Source organism: Sediminibacterium goheungense, from assembly GCF_004361915.1.
Taxonomy (GTDB): Bacteria; Bacteroidota; Bacteroidia; order Chitinophagales; family Chitinophagaceae; genus Sediminibacterium; species Sediminibacterium goheungense.
This window is the reverse complement of record NZ_SNWP01000015.1, coordinates 70,075-89,544: the sequence shown is the minus strand read 5'-3', so window position 1 is coordinate 89,544 and position 19,470 is coordinate 70,075. Positions and strand designations below refer to the sequence as shown.

Genomic DNA, 19,470 nt, shown 5'->3' with positions numbered 1-19,470 from the left:
GTAGCCTATCTCTTATTTAACGCTTCTTTATCAGCATACACTATATTGCAGTTGTAGTTTTGCCCGAATGAAACTGAAGTTTACCCTAACCTCTTGTTTACTGGTGTTTTTAATTGCCGCAGGTGCACAAGACCTGACCGGTATCTGGCGTGGGTATTTTAGTTCCTCGAACGGATTGTACAGAGAAGATGTAAGACATGAACTGTACAAATATGAGGTTCAGATAGACCAACAGGCCAATAATGCCCTGAATGGCGTTACCTATTCTTACAAAAGCACTGTTTTTTATGGAAAAGCTGCTTTCAGAGGTATTTATACCGTTCAGACAAAAAACCTGATACTGAAAGAAACCAATCTTCAAGAAGTAAAAATTGGTGATAAAAGTGAACCCTGTTTAATGACCTGCTACCTGGAATACTCCAAAATTGGTAAACTGGAAGTGTTGCAGGGAACTTTCAGTTCTGTAAATGATAAAACAAAAGTTGATTGCGGCAGTGGTAAAGTTTACCTGGAAAGAGTAAAAGAATCTGATTTTGAACTGGAACCTTTTCTGATTAAAAAGAAACCCGAGTCTACTGCCAGAAAAACACCGATCATTGGGCCCCTCAAAAATCAGGCATCCACAAAGATATCAGCTCCCAAGAATACCAATCCGAGAAAAGACAATACAGTTAAAGCGCCGGTAAAAACCAATACCACCAAAGCTGCTACTGTACCGCCTAAAACAACCAATGTTACCAAAGTAGTTCCGCCGGCAATCAGCAATACCAGTAAAGCATCGGTAAAACAGAATACAACAACAGCACAGAATAAGAATAATGCGAAACCAAAAACAACCACCACTAAGCCGGAAATAAAATCCACGCCTGTTACCGTAACTCCACCCACTGCTTCCACCTGGAAACCGGACGCAACGGTATCAGATAGAAAAAAAGATACCCAGATCGTCAAATGGGAAAGACCACCTGTTTCGCAGGGCCCCATCCCCAAAGTATTACTGGAACGTGAGAATAAACTCATTAAGACCATCTATACCAATGAGAAATCATTTACCGTTGAGATTTTCGATAATGGCACCATCGACAACGATACCATCTCACTCTATCATAATAATAAACTGATGATCAGTCATGGTAAGTTAACCTATACCCCACTCAAGCTTACCATCGATTGTTCAGATGAAAAACAACGTCATGAGCTAATCATGGTTGCTGAAAATCTCGGCGAAATACCTCCCAACAGTGCCTTAATGGTGATCACCGCCGGTAAAAAAAGATATGAAATCTTCCTTGTATCCAATGAACAGCGCAATGCCAAAGTGGTGGTAGAATACAAGCAGTAATTTGAAAATGAGGAAATTTGGAAATTTGGAAATGAGAAAAAAATCTCAGCCTATTTATAGTTATCACATATCTTAACTCGATACATAAGCCAATATTTTATTTCCAAATTTTCAATCCGCCTTAGGCGGATCAAATTTTAATGTTCCAGGTCACCGCCGGAATAACCGGGAATAAGGAAACCTGTTTTGCCTTAACTTCTAAAGTTCCATTACTGGCATCGCCCTGCTGATCGAAATAGATGAAATAAGGGTTTAACCTGCTGTAGGCATTGTATAAACTGAATACCCAGTTGCTGGTATATTTCCTGATTTTTTTTGGCGTAGGGGTATAGGTAAATGAAATATCCATCCGGTGATAGGGCTTCATCCGGTAGGCGTTAATGCGGCTGTACTCCTGGGTAAGTACTCCTCCTGTAAAATAAAAACGTTCTGGCAGAGATGTTGCATTACCTGTTCCATATACGAATACAGCAGATGCTTTCCATTTTTTAGATAATTCATAGGTACCCACTACAGACATATCATGACGGCGATCGTAACGACTGGGATATTTCAAGCCATCATTCAGATCAGGAAACCTACGCCATGTCCAGCTGAGGGTATAACCAACCCATCCTGTAAATCTTCCTTTTATTTTGTTGATGAAGATTTCAGCACCATAACTCCATCCCTTTCCGAAAACAAATTCTTCCTCCGGATCTTTTAAAGAAGGCGTGTAACCTTCTCTGTATTCGATCTGGTTATTCATGGTTTTGTAATACAACTCCAGGGAAGTTTCAAACATACCATTGTTGAAATTTCTGAAATAACCCAGCGCATATTGCCAGCTGGTTTGCGGTTGTACGCGTATGGTACTGGGTACCCATAAATCGGTGGGAAGTGTAGTGCCAGCATTGGTTACAAGGTGTATGTATTGAATGTTACGCGTAACAGCGGCTTTTAAAGACGACAATTCATTAAATGCATAACGCAGCGTGGCCCTAGGCTCGAGACCACCGTATGCTTTCACGGTTTGTCCGCTTCGGTAAACAGTACTGTCTAATTTATTTCCATTGGCATCCCGCTGATAAAAAGTATAACGACCCACCTGCTGAAATACGCTGTATCTCAGACCCATATTCAGCTTTAGCTTATTGTTCAGTTCCCAGTCATCCTGCAGATAAACGGCATATTCATTGGCAAATTTTTTCGTTGCGTTATTAGGTTGAAAAACGACCGTATCCTGGTTCCCGCTCAGGACATTGGGCAGGAAAGTATGAAATGTATATTGTGCACCGAATTTGAGTTTGTGTTCAGGACTTGGGTAATAATCAAAATCTGTTTTCAGGTTCAGGTCACGTATACCCGATGAAAGGTTGATGTTAAAATCATTCTGGCGCCCTGATAACTGGAATTTATAATCATTATAAACAGCAGTTGTATTGGCAAACAGTTTTTTACTGAAAATATGGTTCCATCGCAGCGTTGCAGTACTGTTACCCCAGGGAATATCAATGGCAAAAGACCTTTTACTGTTATTAAAATTAAACTGGTCACGTCCAAAATAACCACTCAGGTATAAAATGTCTTTTTCTGAAAAACGGTAATTCATTTTAGCATTCAGGTCATAGAAATAATAACCTGAACCATAAAATTCATTGTCTTTTTTTATAAAAGGTTTTGTAAGCATATCCACGTAAGTTCTTCTGGCCGACAACATATAAGAAGCCTTGTTCTTTTTAAGTGGCCCCTGTATAGAGAAACGGGATGCAATCAAGCCGATACCGGCATCTATTTGTGTTTTATTATTGTTACCCTCTTTCATAGCAACATCCACTACAGAAGATAGTCGTCCACCATACTGAGCTGGCATACCTCCCTTAATCAGTGTTACATTTTTAATAGCATCGGCATTAAAGATCGAAAAGAAACCAAAAAGGTGTCCTGTATTGTATACCACTGCATCATCCAGTAAAATGAGATTCTGATCTGGTCCGCCACCACGCACATAAAAACCCGCATTACCTTCTCCGGCATTTCGAACACCCGGTAATAATTGAAGGGTTTTCAATACATCCACTTCTCCCAGTAAAGCAGGCAAAGCCTTGGCAGTGTTTACGCTCAGTTCAATCTTACCCATCTGAGCAGTTTTCACATTGTTATCTCTTCTTCTACCCAATACAGTTACATTATTAATAACAGCAGCATTGGGTAGCAAAAGAATATTCTGTTGTGTATCCTGCTGAAGGTCTACTGCAACTTCTTTCGACTGGTATCCGATAAATGAAATCAGTAGTTTATAATGGCCTTTATTCAGTGTAATGGAAAAGAAGCCATACTGGTTACTCTGAACACCTCTTCCCTCTCCTGTAACCAGTATATTGGCACCAATAAGCGTTTCGCCCGTGAGAGAATCTTTGAGGTAGCCATTTAGTGTTACTTTTTCCTGCGCTGAGAGCAGTGAGGTAAAGAAAACTGATAACACTAAAAGACATATACGCATAAAATAAAATCCCTGTTTGTTTTTCCTTGTACCAGACTTAAGTCCGGTGCAAGGAAATGGATAGATGATTGTTAGATTAGAATTTCCTGAAATCAAGAGAATCTTTTACCTCACCGCATGTCAGCATTTTTTTGGGGAGATAGGGGTTGCGGATATCAGATGAATTACTCAGCCAAAACGCACCTGCATCGTTAAATGCCATTGGACAATACTGATGATATACAATAGTGCGATCATATTTAACCGTACGGATCAGGTCATACATCTGTTCGCTCACTGTTTGAAACGATTTTCTTCTTTCTTCTCTATCAGTCTCAGATACAATGGATTTCAGTTCTGAACTGATGCTAACTGCGTAACTGCGGGCAGTGGATGCCACTGTTGAATCATTCTTCAGATCCTTAAATTCAACCGCTGCTTCTGCCACATCACTAATGAGGGCCACTGATTTTTGGGCAATCAGGGTATCATTTTCAGCAATGAACTGGTCTTTCAGTTCAAAATAATGATCCAGCAACTTGCCAAAAGCCAGGTTAAAGCTATCAGAATGAGCACTTGCTGCCAGTGTTTTGGGGGTTGTATCGGCTACTGCCGCTTTTTCATCCTTACCACCACAGGCTACCAGAAAAAGGAACCCTGTCAGTACCAGTATCTTATTCATATAATAAAATTTTGCACAAAACTAAAGCAAATTGAATTGGCAGCCGTTTGCAATTACCTTTGCGCTCCTAAATCGTTGTTAAGAAATGTTGATCGGCCTACAGAATGTAACTTTTGAATTTGGTGCCCGTGTAATTGTGGAAGATGCCACCTGGCATATACAACCCGGCGACCGTGTTGGTTTAATCGGATACAATGGTACCGGTAAATCTACCTTGCTCAAGGTACTGGTTGGTGAATATACCCCATCGAAGGGTTCTGTTGAAAAAGGAAGGGAAACCACGATCGGATACCTGCACCAGGATTTGCTGAGTTTCGATACCAATGATACTATTACAGAAGTGGCACTGGGTGCTTTTGAAAGGGTGCGCCAGTTAGAAAAAGATATTGAACGGTTGGGTCAAGAGCTGGAAAAGGATCCTGAAAACAATGACCTGCTCATTCAATACACAGATGCCCTCCATGAACTGGATGTGCTTGATGGTTATAATATTCACCACAAAGCTGAGGAAGTGCTACATGGCCTTGGTTTCAGCAATGAAGACCTCTCCCGCCCCTATAAAGAGTTTAGTGGTGGATGGAGGATGCGCGTATTGCTTTGTAAAATGATTTTACAGAAGCCGGATGTACTCTTACTGGATGAACCTACGAACCACCTTGATCTTCCTTCTATTGAATGGCTGGAGAAATACCTGATTCATTACCAGGGTAGCGTGGTGATTGTGAGCCACGATAAGTTTTTCCTGAACAGAATGGTGAATAAGATTGTGGAAGTATACCAACAGCAACTACACATTTATTCCGGCGACTATACATATTATGAAACTGAGAAAGCATTGCGTATTGAAATGCAGCAGAAAGCTTTTGAGAACCAGCAGGATTATATCCGTCAGCAGGAACGTTTTATCGAACGCTTTAAAGCCAAAGCCAGTAAAGCTGCACAGGCGCAGAGTATACAAAAGCGACTGGATAAAATTGAAAAGATTGAGGATGTTAAACTGGAACGCCCCGATCTGCGTATCAACTTCCAGTTAGATAAAGTTCCGGGTAAGGTTTTAGCGGAACTGAAAAATGCTACCAAACATTTCGGAAAAATCAGGATCCTGGAAGCTGCCAATGCAGAAATTGAACGTGGTGACAAAATTGCCCTCATCGGCGCCAATGGTAAAGGTAAATCTACCGTACTGCGTATGGTAGGTGGTACAGAACCTTTCGAGGGGCAACGTATATGGGGACATAATGTGGAAGAGAGTTTCTATGCACAGCACCAGTTAGAGGCACTCACACTTACCAATACCATATTGGAAGAACTTCAGCAATGCGGCAGTAAGAAAACTGATGTAGAATTAAGGGCCCTATTAGGTGCATTCTTATTCAGTGGTGATGATGTTGACAAACGCATCCGTGTATTAAGTGGTGGTGAAAAAGCAAGGGTGGCACTGGCCAAAACCATTGTAAGCAAGGCCAACTTCCTGATTCTTGATGAACCTACGAACCACCTGGATATGCATTCAGTGGAACTGCTGGCAGAAGCTTTGAATAAATATGAGGGCAGTATTATTCTGGTGAGTCACGACCGATATTTTATTTCCAAAACAGCCAATAAAATCTGGGAGATTGTAGACCATCAGATCAAAGAATTTAAAGGCACTTATCAGGAATGGGTGGAATGGAATGAGCGGATGGAGAAGATAAAGGCGAGTCAGGGAGACAGCAAGTCCGAAAGTCCGAAAGAAAAAGCCGTTACACAGGAGCCTAAGAAAGAAACAGTGGTTATTAAAGAAGAAAAAAGCTTACCTGCCAATCAGGCAATTGATAAGGAGAAACAGAAGGAATTACAAAAGCAGAAACGAAGGCTTACGCAGTTGGAAACAGAACTGAATAAATGCAAGGAAGAAAAAGCCAAACTTGAAACCGATCTTGGTAATCCTTCCAATTATTCAGACCCAAATAAATTTTCTTCATTGGAAGCCTCGTATAAACAGACAAGGGCAAAATGGGATGAGTTAAATAAGGAGTATGAAGAAGTGTTTGAGAAAGTGATGGAAATGGAAGGATAAAAATCAAAATGAATTGTTTGTAAAAAACTCCGCACAATATTCGGGTAAAATGTACCCGAATATCTGCGGAGTTTTTTATTGCTCAACTATTTTTAGCAAACTTATCTTATGGCAACAATACCGCATCAATTACATGCACTACACCATTACTTGCTACAATATCCGTAGCAGTGATGTTTGAAGCGGTAGTATTGGTATTACCTTTCACTTTTGCTCCACCAGCTAACGTAATGGTAACATTGGCTCCATTTACGGTAGCAGGTCTTGCGCCTTCCGTAAGATCAGACGAAAATACCCTTGCTCCTATCACATGATAAGTAAGAATAGAAGCGAGTGTATTGGGATTAGCTTGCTGAATGGCTTCCACGGTAGCAAAACCTGCATTCTGAAAAGCAGTATTGGTGGGGGCAAATACGGTAAATGGTCCCGTACCTGATAAAACACCCGCTACATTGGTTGTACCCTGACTGGCTCTTACAACTGCAGCAACCAAAAAGGAGAGATTGGGATTAGACTGAGCCAGTTGTACCAGATTACCTGGAGGTGGCATTAATACTTTATTAATTACGTGTACCACTCCATTCTGTGCGTCAACATCTGCCGTAATAACCGCAGACCCATTTACAAATACACCATTACTGTTTTTAGTTACATATACACGCGCATCACCCGCTGTGGTGAGTTCTGTGGTAGCAGAAGGAATATTACCTGATATATATTCCTGACCCAGAACGTGATAGAGCAAAATCTGGCGAAGTGTAGCTTCCGGTACGGCATTGATAGCAGCTTCTGTACCCAGACCAGCCGCTGCAAATGCATTATTGTCCGGCGCAAAAACAGTGAAGGTTCCCTGACCTGACAGTGTTTCCACCAATCCTGCCCTCACAACTGCTGTTCTCAGTAATGATAAATTGGCATTCTCAGTAACCAGTGCGGCTATAGTTTTGGCTGGTACTGCTTCATCTTTTTTGCAGGATGACAGCATCAGAAACAACATACTTGCCAACATGAAAACTTTGGTGTGCTTGATCATAATTTGGTTTTTAGTTTTTAATAATTGGATAAGTAGAAACAAAAAATCATTTCACTATTCATATTCATAGAAATGCTGCATACAGGTTGTATCAGAATTTATTCCATGATTGTTTCAGGCAATAAATTAGTACTTGGATACATATATGTTTCCATTACTGATTGATTATGATAGTGATAATAAAACTGACAAAAGAAATGTGTTATCGCACCTGCAGTATGCAATACACATCACTCAGATAAACAAATCACATGCCAGTTGCGTAAGGGTTATGAGCACAGCGTATATTTTAAAAACATACACTGTATCAGGGATTCAAGCGCAGGGATATATTAAAACAAAGGAAAATTTATTTTTGTTTTACAAACTTGTAAAAAAAATGTTATAAGCATTCTTGTTTTGCAAAAAGGAAAATATAAAACAGAAAGATTTAACAGTGTTGATTTTGTTAATGAAATGGAGCCAGCACTTCTGTACGAGAAGTCAGGATGTTTTCTTTCTTCCGGGTATGAGCTGCCCATTGATAATTTTCAGTGCCATACTGATTTGTTTATCCATATCTTTTAAACGTGTTATAGCATGAATTACAGACCTTTTTTTTCCCATGGTAAATTGATCGTATTTTTTCTTCAGATCTTCATCCTGATCGAGCAAAGCCGTTAATACTTCGGGTATTTCTACACCCAGCGGATTGGGATCCTCCTGAAGCGTAATATCAATTTTATCGCCTATCTTCTTTTTTAACTCCTTGACTTTCTTTGTACTGATAATAATGAAGAAATTACCGTCGCCCAGGTGATTCAGCCCGCATTGAAAAGTCAGGGTTTTATCAATGGTACAGATCAGTCTTGTTTTGTGCTGATGGGTCAATGCATTGGCAGTAGCTGCTGTTACCATAAAATAGTAATAGCCCCCTTTTCTTTTTTCGAGTTGACCAATCGCCTGCTGGTCTTTATATGTTTTCATGATCTGGCTTACATATGAATACTGATAACAAATAAATACCGGAAGAGTTTTATTTTATTTTGTTGGTCAGGCGGCCAACAAAGGCAGCCTTTGAAAAATTCAGGTATATTTATATGGTATGAAGAAAATCCTCAACATACCCAACCGTACATTGTTCCTGATGATGGTTGGTGTTGTACTCTTCTGGTTTACAGGTAAAAACTTTAATGTTTACAGTAATATTTTCACAGGTGCTTTATTTGAATTACTCTCTTTACCCATGCTCGCCTTACCTGTATTGTTAGCAGCCTTGGCCATCTGGAATTTGTTTCGGGCCAAAGGAATGGATAGAATATGGCCTGTATTTTCTTTGGTATTATTCGGGATCGGGGTTTGGTGGATCGTTTATAGTTAATGTATGATCAGTAGCAAACGAAAATAAAATAAAATACACTTTGTATATGCCATCCTCCATACGCTCCTCGGAGACTCTTCTGCAAAATGCTTTTATTTTTTGGACACTCTGCTCAGAAAGAATAATACTTTAGCGATATGTATATGATATACCGGTAAAAAAATTGCGAAACTCTTTCAAGTTTCGCAAGTCTATTTTCAACTCACCCCTTCCCTCTCTGCTGGGCAAAGAGGGCTTAAAAGCATGCTGCTTTTTTGAATTTTGGCTTTTGAGTTTTTACTTATTTAAAATACTTCTGCTGATCACAATCCGCTGTACTTCACTCGTTCCTTCATAAATCTGGGTAATCTTCGCATCGCGCATCAGTCTTTCTACATGGTATTCTTTTACAAAACCATAGCCACCATGTACCTGTACGGCTTCCGTAGAGATCCACATAGCGGCTTCACTGGCGAATACTTTTGCCATAGATGAGCTAAGGGTATAGTCTATATTATTGTCTTTTTCCCAGGCAGCTTTCAAACAAAGTAAACGGGCAGCTTCCACCCTGGTAGCCATATCGGCCAGTTTAAATTGTATGGCCTGATGGTGCATGATTTCTTTACCAAATGCTTTACGTTGCTTACTGTAGGCGAGTGCCAGTTCATAGGCGCCGCTGGCAATACCGAGCGCTTGAGAAGCAATACCGATTCTGCCGCCTGCCAACGTTTTCATGGCAAACTTGAAACCAAAGCCATCTTCCCCAATCCTGTTTTCTTTGGGTACTTTTACATCGGTTAATAGTATGGTATGTGTATCGCTTCCGCGGATACCCAGTTTATTTTCTTTGGCGGCTACGGTTACGCCAGGCCAGTTTTTTTCAACGATAAAAGCATTGATACCTTTACTGCCTTTAGCTGGATCTGTTTGAGCCATTACGAGGTACACAGAAGCTGATGAACCATTGGTGATCCAGTTTTTCGTACCATTCAGTAAATAATAGTCGCCCATATCTTCTGCGGTGGTACGCTGACTGGTAGCATCGCTTCCTGCTTCAGGTTCACTCAGCAAAAAGGCACCTATATATAATTCACCATCTTTCCTACCCTGTGCGAGCGGTGTCAGGTATTTATGTTTCTGTTCTTCTGTACCAAATGCTTCCAGTCCCCAGCAAACCAGGCTATTGTTTACACTCATACACACACTGGTACTCGCATCCACTTTACTGATTTCTTCCATGGCCAGCACATAACTAATGGTATCCATACCGGCACCACCATACTTAGGATCTACCATCATTCCCATAAAACCCAGTTCAGCCAGTTTCATTATCTGTTCTTTTGGGAACTGCTGTTTTTCATCGCGCTCTATCACGCCGGGCAGACATTCATTCTGGGCAAAATCACGGGCCGCTTTCTGGATCATCAAATGTTCTTCGCTGAGTTGGAATTGCATAGTTTTTACTTTTTGGCGCTGCAAAAATAAGCTAACAAACGTTAGGAATGCAGATTTTTTGATCTCAGATGGCAGATATCAGATTTATTTGTTTTTCTACCCTGAAAAATTCATATCTGCCGTCTGACATTAAGAAATTCAATAGTATTTTTTCTGCAGATTATATAAAACGCTTTTGTCAAGATCATTGATACGTTTTGTGGTATCCTGGAGGAAATGACGTTTGAATGCCTGTATGGCGGCCGTTGTGTCTTTTACATCGTATCCGATGATTCGTAGTGCCTGTATATGATTGAAATTGGCGGGTACTTCTTCTCTCACTTCATCATACCATAGACCAAACCCCTTTTCTGCGAGCTTTTTCCATGGGAAGCGATAATTGGGGTCATTTTTCCGGGTAGGAGCGATATCGCCATGACCAATAAAATTTGCGGCAGGAATATTATGCTCTTTTTTCAATCTTGTTAATAAACTGATCAGACTATTGATCTGTAAGCTATCAAAGGGCTCAAATCCATTATTATCCAGCTCAATACCTATGGATGATGAATTGATATCGGTCATATTACCCCATTTACCTATCCCCCCATGCCAGGCTCGCAGATAGTCATTGAGCATATGGTGCAATACACCGCTTTTACAGATTACATAATGGGCACTTACGGCCGTACGGGCCAATGTAAATGTTTTAAGGGTCTGCTCACAGGAATTCTGAGCGGTATGATGAATGATGACAAAATTGGGTTTCCTCATATTGAAATTGGTGGTACCCACCCAGTAATTGGGCAAACCCATCGAATCGGAAACAAAAGTTTCAACCGGTGCTGTTTTCAATGCTTTTGCATACTCTTTGGCTTTCTGGTTGTATACTTTATTGGTGGCTTTATAGGGATTACGGGAGCAGGCAATTACTCCTAAAACGATGCAGATGAGAATAAAATTTTTCATGTTTCGTCTTGAAGCGGAAAAGTACAAAGAAAGTCCGATGTCCGAAAGACCGAAAGATGATGAAGGATAAATGTATTTTTGGGCGTAGTTATATCCGTCCTAAATTTATTCGGACTTCCGGTCTTTCGGACATCGGACTCACGGACTAAAAAAACAATTATGTCTCTGCACCTCGGTAGATCAACTTTTGGCAACCCCGTCAATCAGGGAAATGTATTAACACGCGAAGAAGCCAATACACTCTTTCATGAATGGGTACTGAACCCTAAATTGAAATTGCATATGCAGCAGGTAGCACATCTTATGAAATGCTGGGCTGCTGAAAAATTACAGGCCGACGAAGCCACGCAATGGCGTTGGGAAATAGCTGGCTTATTACATGATGCGGACTGGGATCAATGGCCCGACGAACATTGTAAAAAGATTATTGAAGAACTGGAACGCAGAAATATTGACCCGGAAATCATTCGTGCCATTGCCTCTCACGGACATGTACATTTTGGTGTGATCCCGGAAACTGAGATGGATAAAATGTTATACGCCTTCGATGAACTTTCCGGCTTAATACATGCTTACTCCCTTATGCGTCCGGATGGTTATGAAGGTATGGATGTGAAAGGAGTAAACAAAAGGCTCAAAGAAAAATCATTTGCTGCCAACGTGTCCCGCGAAGATATACGCGATGCCTGTGAAAGAGCAGGGATTGAACTGAATGAACTGATTGCCTTTATTATTCCAAGACAGGCGCAGAGAACAGAGAAATAAGAAATATGGAATAAGGAAATCAAAGACCTCAAAATCAAAAAATCAAAAATCATATGCAAAAGCTCATTATGGTCATCCTCCTGGCATCCTGCCTATCCCAATCCCGGGGGCAGTATATTTTACCTTTGAAAGAACAGTCAAGGGTGGTGGATGAAATATTAGCTGAACGACTCAACAATCTTTTGCCAGTACTCATGAAAGAAACAGGCATTGATATGTGGGTGGTGATTTCAAGAGAATACAATGAGGATCCTGTCATTAAAACCATGTTACCTGCTACATGGTTTGCAGCCAGAAGGAGAACAGTATTGATTTTTTATCGCAATGCATCGGGTGCTTTTGAAAAACTGGCTGTATCGAGGTACAATGTTGGTTCAGAAATAAAAGCGGCCTGGGACATGACAAAGTTCCCCGATCAGTGGGATGCCGTAGTGGATCTGATTGAAAAAAGAAATCCTGCAAAAATCGGGTTGAACTATTCGTCGGATTTTGGTCATGCAGACGGACTTACTTACACCGAACAAAAAGAATTGATCACAAAACTATCTGCAACGACTGCCAGAAAAGTAGTGAGTGCTGAACCTCTCGCCGTAAGGTGGCTTGAAACAAGAACGGAAAAAGAAATGCAATTGTATCCGCAGTTGATACAGATTACACATACAATTATTCAGGAAGGATTCTCCGAAAAAGTAATCATGCCGGGTGTTACCACTACCAATGATCTTGTTTGGTGGTTCAGACAGAAAATACGTGATCTCGGACTGGATACATGGTTCCATCCATCGGTATCGGTTCAGCGAAATGATCCTGAGAACTTCGATCACCTGCGTACTTTCTCCAGCAGACCCAACGATGAAGTAATACGAACAGGTGACTTATTACATGTAGATATTGGCATCACCTATTTACGACTCAATACCGACATACAACAGCATGCTTATGTGTTACAGCCTGGTGAAAAAGCAGCCCCCGCCAGTCTCGTAAAAGCATTTGAAAGAGCCAACCGCTTGCAGGATATCCTTACCATGCAGTTTACAAATGGCAAAACAGGCAACCAGATACTGAAAGATGCACTGGCACAGGCAAAGGCAGAAAATATACAGGCAGTTATCTACACCCATCCTATAGGTTATCATGGTCATGCAGCGGGAACCACTATCGGAATGTGGGATAATCAGGTGGCGGTAGCTGGCACGGGCGACTATAAAATGAATGCTCATACTGCTTATTCGATTGAATTGAATGCTTCTACTGATATTCCGGAATGGAAAAAGCCGGTACGTATTATGCTGGAGCAGGATGGATACTGGGATGGGAAACAATTCCGTTATATCAGCGGCCGACAGGTAAAACTATTACTGATTCCGTCCCATGCTCCTCATATAGATAATTAATTAGGCTTCCCTTCCCCTCTTCTTCCTGCTAAGGAGTTGAATTAATCGCAGCCTGATTTAGTCAGGATTTTTCGCAAGGAGAAATGAAGAAGGAGAGTTTATAGCTATTATAATTCATTCAGGCATGAATACATTCTTATCGGCAGATTATTGGAATGAGCGATATAAAAAAGAGGAAACCGGTTGGGATATTGGTTATGTGTCTACTCCCCTGAAAACATATATCGACCAGTTAACAGGAAAAGATATCCGTATTCTCATACCTGGTGGCGGCAATAGCTATGAAGCCGCTTATTTACTGGAAAAGGGATTCAGTAATATTACCGTCATCGATATTGCGCCGGTAGTAGCAGAAAGGTTAAATACCCAATTCAGGGATTACGGAAATCGAATTCAGGTTATCTGTGGAGATTTTTTTGCATTGACGGGAAGCTATAATCTAATCCTTGAACAGACTTTTTTTTGCGCCATTGATCCTTCATTACGAGAGGCTTATGCTGAGAAGATGCAGCAATTGTTAAACCCGGGCGGAAAACTGGTGGGCCTGCTGTTCAACCGCTCATTTGATAACAACCCACCTTTTGGGGGTGATGAAAAAGAGTACAGCAATCTGTTCACCCCCTTTTTCCAGATACAAATCATGGAGCCATCATACAACTCTATTCCCCAGCGTGCAGGTAGTGAGTTGTTTGTCATTTTACAAAAGGATAAAGAAAATGTCTGATGTCTGATTGTTTATATCCTACATCAGCGATCAGACATCCTAGATCTATTTCGGTTCCTGCTGACTGAGACAGTGAAAACTTCCCAGTCCCCAGATGATATCGGTTGAATCGATTCCTACCACTTCTCTGTCTTTAAATGCATCTGCGATGATGCTGAGTGCCTTATCATCTCTTTTGCTGCGGAAAGTTGGTACGATCACATGTTTATTACTGATGTAAAAATTAGCGTAGGATGCCGGTAAACGCTGATCTTCATACACCACTTCCTCGGGCATGGGTAATTCAATAATGTTGAGCTGTTTGCCATTGATGAGTCGCATGGCTTTTAACTGTTGCAGGTTGGTCTGAAGTAAAGCATAGTTTTCATCCTGCTTATTTTCTTCAATTACAGTAATGACAGTATCCGCGTTTACAAAACGAACCGTATCATCAATATGTCCATCCGTATCATCGCCAACAATGCCTTCATCTACCCATAACACCTGTTCCATTCCGTAATAATCCATCAGGTATTGTTCTATCTGCAACTGGTTTAAATGCGGATTACGGTTGGGGTTCAACAGGCAGCAGGTTGAAGTTAATACAGTGCCCGCTCCATTGAATTCCACAGAACCACCTTCCATAATGATACCCGGATTGAATACGGGCAGGTTATAATGCTTACCGATAAGGGTAGGAATTACATCATCCAGGTCATACGGTGGATACTTGCCTCCCCATGCATTGTAATTCCAGTCTACAATTACTTTGCGTTGTTCAGCATCAGGGTTGATGAGAAAAGCAGGGCCATGATCGCGGCACCAGGCATCATCGGTCGGATGCATAAAAAATTCAACCTGCGACATATCTACACCTGCTTTCTCCATGTGTCCGACAGCGAATAGTTTCATCGCGTCATTGGCAACGTTTATGCGTACTTTTTCACTTTCAGCAAGATACTTTACAAAAAGCGAATAATTAGGGTATATAGAGTCTATTTTACCCGGCCAACTTGCTTCTTTATGTGGCCATGAAAGCCAGGTAGCTTCATGCTGTTCAAATTCAGCGGGGAAGCGATATCCAAGAGATTTGGGAGTGTCTGAGTCAGAAAGTCCGGAAGTCCGGAAGTCCGGGGATAATTGTCTATTGCATAGAAAGGACATGTATAACTGTTTTTATTTGAGTTTTAGTTTAGGGGCATTTAACATAGCCAGCATTTCTTCACAAAGTATATATATATCATTGAAATCTTTCTCTTCAATTAAGCTTCTTACTCTTGCTATATGCAAACATGCAACCACTTCTATATTCGATCGGATTGCAAAATTCAAAAACCGGATAAATTCTGGATTCGACTGCCCGGTTCAACCTTCTGCAATATTTAGCGACACTGAATCTGCTGCTCTTTTTATCTGGTTTGTTAAAACAAATAATTCTTCTTTTGGAAATTGTTTTACAAGCACATTCACCTTTTCAATTAATTGCAATGATTTCTGCCACACAATTAATTTTTCAAATTTAAAAGGCATACTCTTTTTGCACAAGATAGCGCATCGTCATACGAACCATTCGCTCCGTCTGGCATGCAATCTTAACCCTTTATCTCATCTCTTTCGGACTCTCGGTCTCCCGGACTTTCGGACTATATTCAGTCTTCGTCGATGAAACGTTTGGTAATCGGTTGATAGGAATCTATTCTGCGATCACGCAGAAAGGGCCAGTGTGTTCTGTAGCGATCGGTTTTCGTTGTGTCGATTTCTACTACGGTTACTTCCTCTTCTTCATGTGATGCTTTGTACAATAATGTTCCGAACGGATTGCTTACAAATGAACCTCCCCAGAATTTCATCGCACCATTCTGCTCAAAGCCTACCCTGTTTACACTTACCACGTGTACACCATTGGCCACAGCATGACTTCTTTGTATGGTTTGCCATGCATTGTACTGTTCTGTATTGGTGGCTTCATCCTGACTGGTGGCCCATCCGATAGCGGTTGGATAGAATAATATTTCAGCTCCCATTAATGATGTAATACGTGCTGCTTCAGGATACCACTGATCCCAGCAAATCAATACACCCAGTGTTGCATATTTGGTTTTGAATACTTTATACCCAAGATCCCCGGGGGTAAAATAAAATTTCTCATAATAGGCTGGGTCATCGGGTATATGCATTTTGCGGTACTTACCAAGATAAGTGCCATCGGCATCCAGTACAGCTGTCGTATTATGGTACAAACCTTCTGTTCTTTTTTCAAATAAAGAAGCAATGATTACCACATTGAGTTCTGCTGCAATTTTTGATAAGGTATCGGTTGATTCACCGGGTATGGATTCTGCGAGTTTAAAATTTTCATAATCTTCCACATCACAGAAATAGAGACTGGTGAAAAGTTCCTGTAAACAAACTATCTGGGCTCCTTTCGCCGCAGCAGAACGGATACCTGCGATGGCTTTCGCCATATTTTCTTCCCTTGATGATGTGCAACTCATTTGCACAAGGCCTATTTGAATTTTTGACATACTGATTTTTTTCGCTACGAGCTTTGAGCTATGAGCTACGAGCAAATTTAAATACCTATTTAATAAGCTAACTATAAGTCTTACGAACTGCTCAAAGCTCTCAGCTCGAAGCTCATAGCTACCTAAGTGCTGTGTTTTATAATCGCATCAAAACTATTGATTCCGATAATCTTCTCTGTGATATACCCTTCTGCATAGCCTACCCCGATACGCTTACCGAGCATCATAGCTCTGGCTTTAACGGTTTCCAGAAATTGCGGGCTTGATATATAAGTCTGAGGCTCATCGCCACCTGTACTGTTAAATTGCGTGGTATAGGCCAACACCGATTCGATCTTCTTATCCATATAAGCGGTAATGTCTACCACAAAAGAGGGCTGAATAAAACGATCCTGTATATAATGGAATACATATGTGGGGCGCCAGGCTTCCTGTGGCTGCCCATCCACCATAGTTTCAATTTTCCTGAGTCCGGCCAGAAAGGCTGCATCAGATACCAGTTTGGCACTGCGCCCGTGATCGGGGTGTCTGTCTTCCGGGGCATTGGCCAGAATGATTTCAGGGCGGTATTTTCTGATCACCTCTATCACTTTTCGCTGATGCTGTTCATCATTCTGAAAAAAACCATCCGCCATTGCCAGGTTTTCTCTCACTGTAACCCCCATAATAGCGGCGGCAGCGGCAGCTTCCTGTTTGCGTGTTTCAGCTGTTCCTCTTGTACCCAGTTCTCCGCGGGTAAGATCAATAATACCTACACTTTTACCTTCTGCCAGCGCAGCCATAATCGTACCCGAACAGCCAAGTTCCACATCATCAGGGTGAACACCAAATGCAAGTATATCCAGTTTCATGTATCCGTTTTAATGGATGCAAAGGTAATACTTGCATTTAACTTCACACAGCTTGACTGCTCAGCGATTTCCTCCATAAAAACGACTCCAACTAAACACTGTTTCCTCTCCCGCTCTCTGCGATGAATATTTGTGCAATTTCACTGCAGAGAATAAAAGAGAATAGCGTTTACGCAGAGTCGTTCAGGGCACGTCGATAGTTTAATAATAGCTGTAAATGACTTCTGTTTCCACCGAGCCAATTGGGCCGGTTGACATGGTTCTTTTTACAGGTGTTGCTTTGGCGTTATAGGTAAACTGGTAATTGTATACCTGTTCTGTACCGGCAATTTCATCCCGGCGGGTAATTTTTGTAGGGTTGTTAACGGTAACCGGCACCCCACTCAGGTATAAAAAATACCTGAAAGTATTATCCACATTCAAATGTTGATCATAATTTTCATAACGGGTGGTCTGGTATTTTTTCGACTGCCCATTCTGATCAATCTGGTACCTGATTTCTTCCTTCAGGTTACCATCTGTATGGTAAGTATATTCCTGTTTAAAAGTATAGGCAAAACCAATCGCACCGGGCGATGTTTTTTCATATTCTTCTACCGATTCAAGCCTGGTTCCACCTCCAACATAATTGATAAACTTATAGCTCTCTTTCACTCCATTCACATACCTACTCACCGCCGTTACCTGATCATTTACATAGGCATACCTGAATTCATCGCCATTTTCAATCTTAACTGATGACACTTTCCCGATACTATTGTAGGCAAACTGGTATACTTCTTTATAAGTTGTCCCCCCCAGATCAGAAAAGATAATAATCTTATCCAACTTACCATCCTGTCTGTAATAAAAGGAATCTGAATAACCGCCACCAAAACTTACTTTGGCAAGTTTCCCACTTACCGGCTGTTGAAGTATGGGCTGATTTACTTTTTTTCCGCAGGATACGATACCTGCCATCATAACCAGTACGCAAATAATTCCTATGCTTTGTTTCTTCATTTCTTCTTTTTTATTGTTGACACATACTGTTTTACAATCGTTTCAAAATCTATTGCTTTAACTATTTTTTAGGATGTATAAAACTGTCAATAGTAGCTGTATATACAGGTTCCTTCCAGCCAATTGCCACTACCGTAATATTCAAATTTTCTCGTAAGAGGAAGTGTTGACTGATTATATGTGTAAGTAAATAGATAGGTAGATTCTACACCTGTTTTTTCATTTTTAACAATGCGGGTGCGTGCATTATTCTTAAAAAAAGTATGGCCGAAAAAATAAGGCAACTGTTTAAAGATATCGTCCGGATTATACTTATTGTCATAATCGCTATACGTAATGGTCACTTCCTTCACCGGCCATCCTGTTGTTGGATGAACCGAGTAGGATGTTTCTGATTTCAGGTTTCCATCAGGATAATAGGTATAAGTAAACATGTCAAGAAAATCCTGATCATTTGGGTTACTCAACACATCTGCATAGGTATGTGTAGAAGTGAGTATCCCATTATTATAGGTAAATCCTTTGTGCCTGGTTTTAATTCCACTAATATATAAACCTACTTCTTGCAGTTCTGTACCCGAGTAGGTATAACGAAATTCTTCTCCCTGATCGTTGTATATACGTGTTAATTTCCCCTGCGTATTATAATCAAATGAATAGGTAATGCTGTTACCGGCGGTTGGGTCTACTACTGATCTGATTTTTATAAGCGCACCATCAACTGAATAATATAATGAATCATAAGCGCCACTATCGAAACTTATCTTAGCCAATTTCCCCTTCACCGGTTCTGCGGGTGGGGGTAACTGAATGTTATCTACTTTTTTAGAGCAGGCTGTTAATCCGAATAGTACCAGCACGAGTATATTCCATTTATTCGTCCTCATAATTTTTTTTATTAAGGCACGAAA

At 40.9% G+C, this 19,470-nt stretch carries 17 protein-coding genes and 1 pseudogene; 6 read left to right on the top strand and 12 right to left on the bottom strand.

All coding sequences use genetic code 11. The features are described 5' to 3' along the window. Nucleotides 1-67 precede the first annotated feature (67 nt). Entirely contained in the window at nt 68-1,342 is a 1,275-nt protein-coding gene (locus BC659_RS15970) for a hypothetical protein (RefSeq protein ID WP_133475821.1), read from the top strand. Nucleotides 1,343-1,472: 130 nt separating this feature from the next. Here the strand turns inward: BC659_RS15970 and BC659_RS15965 are convergent, their stop codons facing one another. After that, nucleotides 1,473-3,824 (bottom strand): TonB-dependent receptor, encoded by a 2,352-nt coding sequence (locus tag BC659_RS15965; RefSeq protein ID WP_133475820.1) that lies wholly within the window; start codon nt 3,822-3,824, stop codon nt 1,473-1,475. Between the two features lie 76 nt (nt 3,825-3,900). Then, nucleotides 3,901-4,485: a DUF3347 domain-containing protein gene (locus BC659_RS15960; protein ID WP_133475819.1), complete on the bottom strand. Its 585-nt coding sequence runs from the start codon at nt 4,483-4,485 to the stop codon at nt 3,901-3,903. Nucleotides 4,486-4,570: 85 nt separating this feature from the next. Here BC659_RS15960 and BC659_RS15955 point away from each other — a divergent pair, with 85 nt between their 5' ends. Beyond that, nucleotides 4,571-6,544: an ABC-F family ATP-binding cassette domain-containing protein gene (locus BC659_RS15955; protein WP_133475818.1), complete on the top strand. Its 1,974-nt coding sequence runs from the start codon at nt 4,571-4,573 to the stop codon at nt 6,542-6,544. Between the two features lie 106 nt (nt 6,545-6,650). Here the strand turns inward: BC659_RS15955 and BC659_RS15950 are convergent, their stop codons facing one another. After that, a complete protein-coding gene (locus tag BC659_RS15950) occupies nt 6,651-7,577 on the bottom strand; it encodes a fasciclin domain-containing protein (RefSeq protein ID WP_133475817.1) in 927 nt (308 codons plus the stop codon). 483 nt (nt 7,578-8,060) lie between these two features. Continuing rightward, complete coding sequence (locus BC659_RS15945) at nt 8,061-8,543, bottom strand: YdeI/OmpD-associated family protein (RefSeq protein WP_133475816.1); 483 nt, start codon at nt 8,541-8,543, stop codon at nt 8,061-8,063. Nucleotides 8,544-8,661: 118 nt separating this feature from the next. On the opposite strand from BC659_RS15945, the gene BC659_RS15940 reads away from it, so the two are divergent. Beyond that, complete coding sequence (locus BC659_RS15940; protein ID WP_133475815.1) at nt 8,662-8,937, top strand: hypothetical protein; 276 nt, start codon at nt 8,662-8,664, stop codon at nt 8,935-8,937. A gap of 276 nt (nt 8,938-9,213) precedes the next feature. Here the strand turns inward: BC659_RS15940 and BC659_RS15935 are convergent, their stop codons facing one another. Continuing rightward, a complete protein-coding gene (locus BC659_RS15935; protein WP_133475814.1) occupies nt 9,214-10,371 on the bottom strand; it encodes an acyl-CoA dehydrogenase in 1,158 nt (385 codons plus the stop codon). A 138-nt stretch (nt 10,372-10,509) separates the two neighbouring features. Next, nucleotides 10,510-11,319, bottom strand: coding sequence for an N-acetylmuramoyl-L-alanine amidase (locus BC659_RS15930; RefSeq protein ID WP_133475813.1), 810 nt, complete (start codon nt 11,317-11,319; stop codon nt 10,510-10,512). 159 nt (nt 11,320-11,478) lie between these two features. Between BC659_RS15930 and BC659_RS15925 the strand changes: the two genes are divergently transcribed. From BC659_RS15925 to BC659_RS15915, 3 genes are all read left to right on the top strand, one after another. Then, entirely contained in the window at nt 11,479-12,084 is a 606-nt protein-coding gene (locus tag BC659_RS15925; protein WP_133475812.1) for a hydrolase, read from the top strand. Between the two features lie 53 nt (nt 12,085-12,137). Further along, on the top strand, nt 12,138-13,478 hold the full coding sequence (locus BC659_RS15920) for a M24 family metallopeptidase (RefSeq protein WP_211340806.1): 1,341 nt from the start codon (nt 12,138-12,140) through the stop codon (nt 13,476-13,478). A 124-nt stretch (nt 13,479-13,602) separates the two neighbouring features. Continuing rightward, nucleotides 13,603-14,202 (top strand): methyltransferase domain-containing protein, encoded by a 600-nt coding sequence (locus tag BC659_RS15915; protein WP_133475811.1) that lies wholly within the window; start codon nt 13,603-13,605, stop codon nt 14,200-14,202. Between the two features lie 45 nt (nt 14,203-14,247). Here the strand turns inward: BC659_RS15915 and BC659_RS15910 are convergent, their stop codons facing one another. The 6 genes and pseudogenes from BC659_RS15910 to BC659_RS15885 form a co-directional block, all read right to left on the bottom strand. Further along, nucleotides 14,248-15,345: an agmatine deiminase family protein gene (locus BC659_RS15910; protein ID WP_133475810.1), complete on the bottom strand. Its 1,098-nt coding sequence runs from the start codon at nt 15,343-15,345 to the stop codon at nt 14,248-14,250. Between the two features lie 12 nt (nt 15,346-15,357). After that, a pseudogene (locus BC659_RS17065) lies at nt 15,358-15,711 on the bottom strand (four helix bundle protein). A 119-nt stretch (nt 15,712-15,830) separates the two neighbouring features. Next, complete coding sequence (locus tag BC659_RS15900; RefSeq protein WP_133475809.1) at nt 15,831-16,706, bottom strand: carbon-nitrogen hydrolase; 876 nt, start codon at nt 16,704-16,706, stop codon at nt 15,831-15,833. Between the two features lie 122 nt (nt 16,707-16,828). Beyond that, on the bottom strand, nt 16,829-17,557 hold the full coding sequence (bshB1, locus tag BC659_RS15895) for a bacillithiol biosynthesis deacetylase BshB1 (protein ID WP_133475808.1): 729 nt from the start codon (nt 17,555-17,557) through the stop codon (nt 16,829-16,831). Nucleotides 17,558-17,758: 201 nt separating this feature from the next. Next, the gene (locus tag BC659_RS15890; protein ID WP_133475807.1) at nt 17,759-18,559 is read right to left on the bottom strand and encodes a hypothetical protein; all 801 of its coding nucleotides are present in this window, start codon (nt 18,557-18,559) and stop codon (nt 17,759-17,761) included. An 86-nt stretch (nt 18,560-18,645) separates the two neighbouring features. Then, nucleotides 18,646-19,446 carry a hypothetical protein gene (locus BC659_RS15885; protein ID WP_133475806.1) on the bottom strand — a complete coding sequence of 267 codons (801 nt, stop codon included), beginning with the start codon at nt 19,444-19,446 and terminating at the stop codon, nt 18,646-18,648. Between the last annotated feature and the right edge of the window lie 24 nt (nt 19,447-19,470).

Bases quoted from the DNA above. Each gene is read 5' to 3' on its own strand.
- BC659_RS15970 (WP_133475821.1), top strand. From the start codon at position 68: ATGAAACTGAAGTTTACCCTAACCTCTTGTTTACTGGTGTTTTTAATT.
- BC659_RS15915 (WP_133475811.1), top strand. From the start codon at position 13,603: ATGAATACATTCTTATCGGCAGATTATTGGAATGAGCGATATAAAAAA.
- BC659_RS15920 (WP_211340806.1), top strand. From the start codon at position 12,138: ATGCAAAAGCTCATTATGGTCATCCTCCTGGCATCCTGCCTATCCCAA.
- BC659_RS15885 (WP_133475806.1), bottom strand. From the start codon at position 19,446: ATGAGGACGAATAAATGGAATATACTCGTGCTGGTACTATTCGGATTA.
- BC659_RS15945 (WP_133475816.1), bottom strand. From the start codon at position 8,543: ATGAAAACATATAAAGACCAGCAGGCGATTGGTCAACTCGAAAAAAGA.
- BC659_RS15950 (WP_133475817.1), bottom strand. From the start codon at position 7,577: ATGATCAAGCACACCAAAGTTTTCATGTTGGCAAGTATGTTGTTTCTG.
- BC659_RS15900 (WP_133475809.1), bottom strand. From the start codon at position 16,706: ATGTCAAAAATTCAAATAGGCCTTGTGCAAATGAGTTGCACATCATCA.
- BC659_RS15930 (WP_133475813.1), bottom strand. From the start codon at position 11,319: ATGAAAAATTTTATTCTCATCTGCATCGTTTTAGGAGTAATTGCCTGC.
- BC659_RS15965 (WP_133475820.1), bottom strand. From the start codon at position 3,824: ATGCGTATATGTCTTTTAGTGTTATCAGTTTTCTTTACCTCACTGCTC.
- BC659_RS15890 (WP_133475807.1), bottom strand. From the start codon at position 18,559: ATGAAGAAACAAAGCATAGGAATTATTTGCGTACTGGTTATGATGGCA.
- BC659_RS15955 (WP_133475818.1), top strand. From the start codon at position 4,571: ATGTTGATCGGCCTACAGAATGTAACTTTTGAATTTGGTGCCCGTGTA.
- BC659_RS15960 (WP_133475819.1), bottom strand. From the start codon at position 4,485: ATGAATAAGATACTGGTACTGACAGGGTTCCTTTTTCTGGTAGCCTGT.
- BC659_RS15925 (WP_133475812.1), top strand. From the start codon at position 11,479: ATGTCTCTGCACCTCGGTAGATCAACTTTTGGCAACCCCGTCAATCAG.
- bshB1 (WP_133475808.1), bottom strand. From the start codon at position 17,557: ATGAAACTGGATATACTTGCATTTGGTGTTCACCCTGATGATGTGGAA.
- BC659_RS15940 (WP_133475815.1), top strand. From the start codon at position 8,662: ATGAAGAAAATCCTCAACATACCCAACCGTACATTGTTCCTGATGATG.
- BC659_RS15935 (WP_133475814.1), bottom strand. From the start codon at position 10,371: ATGCAATTCCAACTCAGCGAAGAACATTTGATGATCCAGAAAGCGGCC.
- BC659_RS15910 (WP_133475810.1), bottom strand. From the start codon at position 15,345: ATGTCCTTTCTATGCAATAGACAATTATCCCCGGACTTCCGGACTTCC.